The following is a 9,515-nucleotide window of genomic DNA, read 5'->3' as shown; positions in this document are numbered from 1 at the left end:
AATGCTGCCAAAACCCACAACCACAAAGGCCATGAGCAAAACTTGGCACTGGCTTATCAAACACCCTGTTGAGTTCTCAAAGAACAACCACACACCATCAAACAACCCCCAACAGGGGCCACCATCCGGGGCACCACACCCACCACAACCGCAGCGGGCACTTTTACTACGTTACCTCACCGTCTGCGGCGAGTCAAACCAGGTTGTCCCGGTCCGTCACGCTTCAGGTGGTTCGGCACCCGCGATCGAGCGCAGCGGTCACCCGCCTGACTCGTTCTTCGGATTTGGCAGGCCGGCCGCTGCGGTTGCCCGCACGCTCGCCCGGTTCCCTGCCGGTCGTAAACCTTACCCGGTCGGTTCCGCCCCACCAAATCCGCCCCTAGGCGGCCCGGTCGAGCCCCACCCGGCCGAGTCCACAGCGGACGTTGTCCGCGCGAACCCGGTGCCGTCCGAATCAGGCCCTCAGGATTTTCACCCTGTTTGCCCGTTCCGCGTTGGCAGGGAGAAAGTTACGCGCCCGGCGGATTGATCGTCAAATCGGCGTGGAGCGGTCCCCGTCACACTCGTTGAGCCTCGGCCCCCGGTGCGCGTCAGCCCACCCTCCATACGCCAATTGAGTCAGCCGACCGGTGCATGGACGGCGGCTCAAGGCGTACCGCGTCGGGACGTCCGCCACCCGCGAAGGCCCAGCAGCCCCACAGCCGTGCCGATAGCCAACGACGCCGCGATGAGCAGTGCGTGCACCCACAGGAAGGCGGTCGCCGGCCAGGACCCGACGACCCCGCTCGCCCACGACCTCGGGTCGTTCCAGATGGCCAGCGCAAACCTCGGCCAGATCACCCAGGTCCATATCCCCACGCCGGTGAGGAACACTGCCCAGCCGCGTGACAGCACCATGGTCGGCGAGTATGCCAGCGGCCGGACCGGGACGTCGGCGAAAGCCTCCGATCGGTACGGTGGGTCGCATGACCCCCCTGCGGAGCCGCACCAACGCGGAGGCGCACCTCTACATGGATCTGCACCCCTGCAGCTGCGGGGAGACGCGTTTTCCCCGGCAGAGCGCGGTGGTAGCGCTCGACGACGGTGACCTGGCCAGCCGCTACACGGGCGCCTGCGTCGGATGCGGCCAGGAACGGGAGTTCCTCTTCCGGCTACCGCCGGCGACATCGTCGGCCGGCGTCGGGTTCCGTTACGGCGGCGACGAACCCTCCCAGTTGCTCGACCCGGGGGAATGGCTGCTGGTCTCCGACGCGTACGCCGGTCAGGTGCCGGCCGACCCGGGGGGCGGCGAGGCCGGTCAGCGAGCGCGAGCCGCGCTGACCCGGGCCGTGGCCGCCCTTGACGAGGTCGGCAAGTTCATCCCACCGGACGGGGCCGTCGTCCCGGCGACCGCCTTTACCACCGATCGCGGCCGGCAACTGCACCAGCGTGAACCCGGCCGGTTCCGGCGCGACCGCCTCACCGCGGTCCGCGACGCGTACGCGGGCATGCTCGCCCGGCTCGGCTGAACCGCACTTTTGCTCGGCTACTGCTGCCCGCCCTCGTAGTTGCGAGGGTCAGTGAAGGTCCCCGGCGGCATCATCTGCGCCGCGGGCAGGTCGTCGAGTTCTACCGGGGTCAGCCGGCCGACGAGGTAGCCCATCGATCGAGCCACCCCTTGCAGCTTTCGTTCCCGGGCAGCCGAGGCCGGGAGGCCGGGAGGCCCGACCAGATCCATCTCGTGCACGAAGTAGATGCTCCCGTCACTCGACTGCGTCGAGATGACCAGGAGCCCGCCGGAAGGGTTAGCGATAACCAGCCAGCTCGGCGGCAGCCAGGGATCCCGGTGTACGCGCTGAGCGTGCACCAGGTCGAACGGCGGGTACTCAGGATGCACCCCGAACAGGGGCCGCTCCGGCAAGAGACTGAACGGCACGCCGGGGATGTGATGCTCCACCTCCGGCTGTGCCCCGTTGTTCCGGCGCAGCCAGTCGCGATAGCTCGGCGGCAACTGGACTTCCAGCGCAGCTTCCAGTGACTGAACCTGTGCCTCATCAAGCGCCCCGTACGGTCGCAGCCGGGCCTGCTTCCAGAGCCGCCCGGTGGGTGGATCCAGCACCTCGTTGGCGTCCACCCGCCGGACGGTGACCTTCCACTCGTCCGCACTGACCATGTCCAGATCCGCGAAGCGCCAGGTCTCGTCGCCCACCGGGAAGGTCTCGCCAAGAGTTACCTCATGGTGCGAGGAGTCCTCGCTCCAGTGGGGCATCACAATCATCTCGGCGTTGACGTGTGGTCCCACGGCTACCCATCGAACCGCTAAGCGAGCCTGTCCCACGTCGACCGGAACGTTGTTGCGGATCGACGCAATAGCGGTGAAGGAGCGCAAGTGCTCTTCCCCCTGTCCTGTCGTTGGCATCGTCAGCCACCAATCATGTCGCGCAGTGTGTGCTCATCAGGCAGGTCGAAATCAAGTACCTGCCGAGCAATCCGTTCGGCCTCGATTCGACCGACTGGCAGGTACCCGCCGGCACCGGACCGGCCTCCGTCGATGCCCCATTGGGTCGTTCGCTGCTCGTCTCCCCTGCTGACCATCACAAGCAGGCCGTTCACCGTACCGTCGAGGTCGAGTAGCGCGAAGTAACCGACACTGGTCTCATCACTATCCAGGTAGGTGCGCCCAAAGGTACGTCGTGGGCCAGGATGTTGATCGGCTTTAGCGGCCTGCGGCGTGGCTTCGTCCGTAACGTTGGCAGTCGCGGACGGCAGCGATCCCGACGGCGTCGCTGGTGGACCAGCCCCGCGCGCCGGTGAGGACAGCGCTGTGGAGTCGACATCCAGGTGCGCGTACTCGGTCACCATAAGATTCAGGAATCCCCGGATCGGTACAGGGACGGGATGGTCCTGGTTCCACGGATTTCGGAGATGGACTCGTCCGTCGGTCACTGCCAACACCTCGTACGCGTGCCCGTGATGAAGTCCGTAGGGGAGTTGCTCCCGGATCTCCGGTGGGTAGTTCTCCTCGGCATCCGTACCGACTATCACTGGGCTCCCAGCAGCAATCAGAGCCTCAAGGCGCAGCGCCACCGAGTTTTCCCGCCCGATCGAAGTGTTAAAGATCGAAACGCGACTCGGCACGCCTGTCAGCTGCGTCATAAGCTCCGCTTGCATTTGGGCGTTGCTGCCGACATCCAAGCGGGCATAGCCGGCTGGGGCTGCTCGATGCGGGTCGTCCTTACTTTGCCAGATGGTCCAGCCACGCTGCCAAGCCTCGCGGCGCTCGGTGGTCCAGCTCTGGTCAAGAGCCGCTACCGCCTTCTCGAGGACGGCCGCCCAACTTGTTCCGTTGAATGACTGGTCCGCGTAGGCGGATCGACCCGGTGCCATCGCCAACAGGGGAACATCCGGCTGCACGGTGATGCGGAGGCGCCGGCCGGTAGGGCTTGACGCATCTCCGCGGAGGGAACTCTCGTGGAGCAGGACATCGACTGTGCCATCCACCTTCGATTGGAACAGTTGACTCAACGCGTCGGGTCGATAAGCGGCGACGGCAGCCACGGTGGCGAGAATTCCGCAGTCGCCGAGCAAGCCCTGCCGCACCTGCTCCCGGCGCGGTGGTCCATCAAAAAGAGGAGCAGGCAGCCCCGTGCGGACATCCAGCGCGCGACCGTATTGCACGGGGTGCTCCGGATCCGGGTCCGGCAGGGTGACCCAGTTGGCGTCGAGGGCCACTTCGCCGGATGTCACGGACGGTGTGACCTCGACCTCCGGTTCGGGCGGCATCAGCATCCGCAGCGCGTCGGTCAACGCATTCGGGACCAGTGCCATCACTCTCGCATCGGACACATATTGGAAGTCATGTGTGCTCAGAATCGAGACGGCCGCGGGATTCGATCCGTACGCCGCGCCGAAGGCGGCGCGGACCCGGCTGCGGTCCTCGTTTAGCAGCGCGTTTCGGCCGGCCGGAGTGTTCAGGTCGTATGCGGGGGCCGACCTCTCCAGGTTGAACTCCGGAGCACCTTCGAGGGTGTACGGACGCAGGTCGAAGCGGCCGGTCAGGTCGACGTAGATGCCCTCGGTGGCGAGCCGGTCGGCGAGTTGTGGGTCGACTCGGCGGACCTGGTCGAGCAGGTTCGGCGGCAGGCCGATCAGCTGCCCGGCCAGGGCGGGCATTCGGGGCAGCGAGGACTGGCTCTGCTCCCCGTGCACGGCCAGTGCGCGTAGCTTGGCGGCCAGGTCGGCGGCGGGAGGCGGCTGGAAGTCGGGGGCGAGCCGGCTGCGGTAGTCGATCGCGCGGAAGCGCTCGACCATCGTCTGGTTGGGGTTGACGGCCAGGGCACCGGCCACCGCCTCCGGTGTGATCACCGGCAGGCTCAGCTGCATCACCTGGCTCCACACATCGGCCGGGAGGACCGCGAGCCGGGCCGCTGCGTCGGGCGTACCCCAGCGGAGGCCCAGCCGGTCGACCAGGGTGTCGATCTCGGCTCGCAGGGCGAGCTGGGCGGCGGGGTCGGCCTGCGCGTACCCGGCGGCCATCAGGCGCAACTCGGCCAACCGGCCCCGGTCACGGACCGAGAGGCCGGCGGGATCGATCGGCCCCTCCGCCGCGCCCTGATCGAAGAGCCCGACCTGGGCGATCCCGGACTCGTGCCGGGCCAGCAGTTCGGCGGCCTCGTGCGCCACCGCGCGGTCGGCCGCCAGATCCGAGGCACGATCGGAGACCGTCAGGGTGAAGGTGCCGTCCAGGTTGCGGACGGTCTGCGCCACGACGCCGCTGGCGAGCGCGGCGGCGGTGACCCGGACGCGCAGCGGCTCCAGTCCGGGCGCACGCAGCTCGAACGCGTCGGGGCCGACCGCCACGATCTGGTCCGCGCCGATCGTCGCCGCCAGGGCGGGTAGCACCGTCCGAGTCCGGTCCAGCACGGCCGGGGCGTCGGCGGCAGGCCGGCCCTGGCCGTGGAACTCCGAGCCGGGCAACGCGGCCACCATGCTGCGTGCCGGCTCGACGTGGGCGTACCAGGGGCTCATCAGGTCGAGGAAGGCGCGCAGTGGCATCGGTGCCGGGTGGCGGGAGTTCCACGGGTTGCGCAGCTGCACCTCGCCGTTCACCACCGACACGATCTCGTACGCGTGCCCCGCGACCAGCCCGTACGGTGGCTTGCCGCCCGGCTGGGCAGCGTAGGCGCTGGCTGGCCGGGTGCCGGTGATCAGTGGGCTACCGGCGGCGAGCAGGCCCGCCAGTCGTGCCTCGGCGTCAGCCTCCCGGCCGGGTGTCGGGTCCAGTTCACTGACTCCGGTCGGCAGCCCGGTGAGCTGGCTGAGCAATTCCGCCTGCACCAGTCGGCTGCTGCCGTTGTCCAGCCGGGCGTAGCCGAGCGGGGCGGCCTGCGCGGCGTCCACGCCCGGTCGGGCGGTCCACTGCTGCTGCCACTGGTCGTGGCGCTGCTGGGTCCAGGTACGGTCGATCGCCGCGATCGCCTTCTCCAGCAGCGACGCCCAGGACGCCCCGACCACGGACTGATCGGCGTACGCGCTGTGACCATTCGAGTTGGGGTGCAACGGCACGTCCGGGAGGACGGTCACCCGCAACTGTCGGCCGGTCGGTGTGATCACGCGGTCGGGTCCACTGGTCTCGTGCAGCAGCACGTCGACCGAGCCGTCCGGGTTCAGGTGGAACATCTGCGCGACGGTGTCCGGCAGTTGACCGGCGACCGAACCGATCACGGCGATCATGCCGCAGTCGCCGAGCGCACCCTGCTGCACGTCCTCCCGCTTCGGCGACCCGTCGAACAACGGCGGCGGTTGCCCGGTACGGGCATCCAACGCCGGCCCGTAGACCGGGCCCGGCTGGTCAGCCGACTTTGGTGGCAGGGTCACCCGGTCGGCCGCGACCCGGATCTCTCCGGGCACCTGCTGCACCGGGGAGTCCTCCACGGTGGCCGTCGGTGCCGGGGTGATGCTGCGCAGCGCCTCGGTCAGGACGTCCGGCACCAGCCCCATCCACCTGGCGGTTCCCTGGTAGTGGAAGTCGTGCCCGGTGAGCAGGGTAGCTGCCTGGTCACCGCGGAGACCGCGCAGCGCCGCCCGGGCCCGCTGCCGATCCTCGTGCAGTTGGGCGCGCCGCCCGGCCTCGGTGGTCAGGTCGAACGCCGGGCGGGCGGCACCGAGGTCGACGGCGGGCACGCTCGGCACCATGTACGGGCGCAGGTCGTAGCGACCGGTCAGGTCGACGTAGATGCCCTCGGTGGCGAGCCGGTCGGCGAGTTGCGGATCCACCGCCCGGATCCGGCCGAGCTGTGCCTGCGGGATGCCGACGATCTGCCCGGCGAAGGCGGCCATCCGCGGCATGCCGGACTGTGCGTGTTCGGCCGCGGTCGCCAGTTCCCGCAGCCGGGCGTCCAGCTCCGCCTGTTGCGGAACCTGGAAGTCCGGCGCCAGCCGGGCCCGGTAGTCGATCATCCTGATCCGCTCGACCTCGGTGAGGGTGGCGGCACCGGCCAGCACCGTGGAGACCGCGTCAGGCGTGATCGACGGCACGCTGAGCTGCATCAGGTGCGCCAGCACGTCCCGAGGTAGCAGCGCCCACCGCGACCGGACGTCCGGATCGCCGACCCGCACGCCAAGATGACCGGCGAGAGCGTCGATCTCGGCGCGCACGGCCGGTCGGGCGGCCGGGTCGGCGGCGTACGTGGCGGCGAGCAGCCGGATCTCCGCCATCCGACCCCGGTCGTGGGCGGTCAGTCCGGCCGGGTCGATCGGCCCCTGGACGTTACCCGGGTCCAGCGGGCCGACCAGCGCCCGGCCGGACTCGTGCAGCGCCGCCAGCTCGGCGACCTCGTGCGCGAGCGCCCGTGCCACCACCTGGTCGACGGCCCGGTCGGACACGGTGACGGTGAAAGTGCCGTCCGGGTCGCGGTGCGACCGGGCCACCAGGCCGTCGGTCAACGGTCCACTGGTCAGCCGTACGGTCAGTGGGTGCTGCCCGGCGGAGCGGATCTCGAACAGCTCCGGCCCGACCGCCACCACCGCGTCCACCTGGGCGTACGGCGCCACCTGCGGCAGCACGGACCGGGCCAGATCCAGCACCGCCGCCGGGTCGGCGACCGGGCGGCCCAGACCATGGAAGGTGGAGCCCGGAACGGCACCGGCAGTTATCGAGTCACCCGTCGATACGCTGGCGTCATGGCCACGTCCGCCGACCTCTACGCCGCCATTCTCGCCGACCCCGACGACCTCGACCTGCGGTGGCGTTACGCCGACGCCATCGAGGCCACCGACCCGGAACGCGCCGAGCTGATCCGTCTCTACCTGGCCAGGTCCTACGGCACCCGGGAGTCGGTGTACCTGCACCGGCGCATCCGCCCCCGGCTCGCCGAGCCGGTCACCCACCTGCTCAACACCTGGCAGTTGCGTAACGGCCTGATCGAGTCGGTCACCATGACCGCCCGCACCTTCGTCGACCACGGCGACGAGGTCTGGGCCCACCATCCCGTCCGCCACCTGGTCCTGGTCGAGGCCGCCGGACTCATGACCGAGGTCGCCCAGGTCGCCTGCCTCGACCGCCTGGTCGCCCTCGACCTGCACGGAAACCCGATCGGCGACTTGGGGCTCGCCGCGCTCGTCGACTCCCCGCACCTGCGCCGGCTGCGCTGGTTGGGCCTGGCCCGCTGCGGCATCGGCTCGGCCGGGGCCGAGGCCCTCGCCGCCACCCGCACGCTGCCCGCGCTGCGGTACGTCGATATGCGACGCAACCTCGTTGAGGTCACCGCTCAGGGCCACGGGGAGCACATCGACGGATCGCCCGTCTGGGTCGAGATGCCCCCGCTCGGGCAGGAGCTGATCGAGCGTTACGGCCCGCTGCCGTGGCTCGACATTCAGTGGGGCTGGGCGCTGCTCGGCGTCGTCCCCTGGGACCAGGTCTGACGGCCAGTCCAGCGGTGCAGAGCCGCCGTCCTCGGGCGGCCGAGTGGGCGGGACGCCGCGGTTGGCCTCCGCGACGTCCCGAGCGGTGACGATCCGGACGCCGCCGGCCTCCGGCCGGGCCCCCTCGGCGAGGGCCGTGGTCGCGTCGAGCCGCAACCCGGCGGCCCGATCCTGCGCAACGGTGTCCACTTCGGTGAGAGTTGCGACCACCGCGCGGCGGACATGATCCGGGTGTGCTCCGGTCGACACCCGCACCACGGCGCCATCGACGGCGTACTGGATGGTGGCGACGGGCACGAGCGGCGCGTCCGCCGGAGGGTCGGTCAGCTCGATGCGTACCCGGTAGGGACCGTCGAGCGTATCCAGGGTGATGGTGCCGACGCCCGGGTCGACACTCGCCCCGCTGGGCAATGGATCCGCCGTCAGTGCGGCGTCCACGGCGGCCGAGGTACGCCCCGCGTCGGCGACGAGCAGCGCGCCACCGAAGGTGGTACCGGCGGCAGCCCGCCGCAGATCGGGCCCGTCGGCAGCGGTCGCGGGGCCGGCAGTGCCCGGTCCCGGAGGGTCACCCGGGCCGGTGCGCCCGACGTCCCCAGCCGTGTCGTCCGGTTGCGTCAGGCGGTCGGGTCCGCCTCGGGCCATACCTGCCGACCCTTGATCCTGCCCTCGCGTCGCGCCTGCGCGTACTCCTCCATCATCCGGCGCGGCGGCAGGCTGGAGTGCACTGTGATCACTCCCGACCGGTCGATGATGTAGCTGCCCTGACCCACGTGCATCCCCGAGGCCCGCTCCTGCTCCGAGAGTCTCTCCCGGGCCAGCCAGCCGAACTCGAACTCCCGAAGCGTGATCGGATTCCCGGTCCGCAGCAGTCGGCTGATCAGCGTCAGCGCCTCGTCCTCGGTCAACTCGCCCCTCTCCGTCAGGCACCATCATCGCCCAGAGGGCGCGGGTTTCCCGCACATCGGCGGCCGGCATCTCCATCGACGTCGTCCCGGTCTGCGGATCCCACCACACCGGCGCGTCGACGCCAGCCGGGAAGACGATCACGAAGGCGTGCGAGCTGTCGACCTCGGGCCGGCCAGCGTCGTCGAGCACGACGTTTCCGGCAGCATCGAGGAGCAGCCAGTCCGCCACCACCAGCGCCGACGCTCCCGGGCCGGCGCTCGCCACCTGCCGGTAGAGATCCGCGTACTGGGCGGCGACCGCGTCCGTACGGGCGGACGGGTCCGTCGGCAGGCTGCCGGGACCGCCGATCCACTGCCCGCCGATCCACGCTTCGGCGCGCTCCGGCCCGCCTCGCTCGCCGGTGACGCGGTCGATCGAGCCGTCGTCGAACCGGTCCGCCCATCGCGGCACCGACACCTGCGGGTTGCCGTGGAAGCTGGCCAGTGCCGCCAGCGACGAGTCGATGCAGTTGTTGGAGCGGCCAGCCTGCTCCGGCCCGCCGTCGTTGACCAGTCGCCCGTACGGGTGGGTCGACGGGTCCGCGAAGATCGCGTACCCCTGCGGGGTCTCAAGGCTCGCCGCGAGATCGTCCTGGAAGCCTGGATCCTCCAGCGGCGCCAGCTCACCCGGGCCGAACCGGCGGCTCTCCGGCAATGACGGGGCCGGGG

At 70.2% G+C, this 9,515-nt stretch carries 3 protein-coding genes and 1 pseudogene; 1 reads left to right on the top strand and 3 read right to left on the bottom strand.

Features of this window, described 5'->3' with window-relative positions:
- Positions 1-645 precede the first annotated feature (645 nt).
- Positions 646-897: an SCO4848 family membrane protein gene (locus AC2CHE_RS20915; RefSeq protein ID WP_484506569.1), complete on the bottom strand. Its 252-nt coding sequence runs from the start codon at positions 895-897 to the stop codon at positions 646-648.
- A gap of 68 nt (positions 898-965) precedes the next feature.
- Between AC2CHE_RS20915 and AC2CHE_RS20910 the strand changes: the two genes are divergently transcribed.
- On the top strand, positions 966-1,508 hold the full coding sequence (locus AC2CHE_RS20910) for a hypothetical protein (RefSeq protein ID WP_484506568.1): 543 nt from the start codon (positions 966-968) through the stop codon (positions 1,506-1,508).
- Positions 1,509-1,525: 17 nt separating this feature from the next.
- On the opposite strand, the gene AC2CHE_RS20905 is transcribed toward AC2CHE_RS20910, so the two are convergent.
- Positions 1,526-2,368: a DUF6406 domain-containing protein gene (locus AC2CHE_RS20905; RefSeq protein WP_484506567.1), complete on the bottom strand. Its 843-nt coding sequence runs from the start codon at positions 2,366-2,368 to the stop codon at positions 1,526-1,528.
- A gap of 32 nt (positions 2,369-2,400) precedes the next feature.
- A pseudogene (locus AC2CHE_RS20900) lies at positions 2,401-9,309 on the bottom strand (toxin glutamine deamidase domain-containing protein); the annotation flags it as partial.
- Positions 9,310-9,515 lie beyond the last annotated feature (206 nt).

The sequence above is a fragment of the Micromonospora sp. ATLC16 genome (assembly GCF_057196645.1).
This window is presented reverse-complemented; position numbering and strand designations above follow the sequence as displayed.

Bases quoted from the DNA above. Each gene is read 5' to 3' on its own strand.
- AC2CHE_RS20910 (WP_484506568.1), top strand. From the start codon at position 966: ATGACCCCCCTGCGGAGCCGCACCAACGCGGAGGCGCACCTCTACATG.
- AC2CHE_RS20915 (WP_484506569.1), bottom strand. From the start codon at position 897: ATGGTGCTGTCACGCGGCTGGGCAGTGTTCCTCACCGGCGTGGGGATA.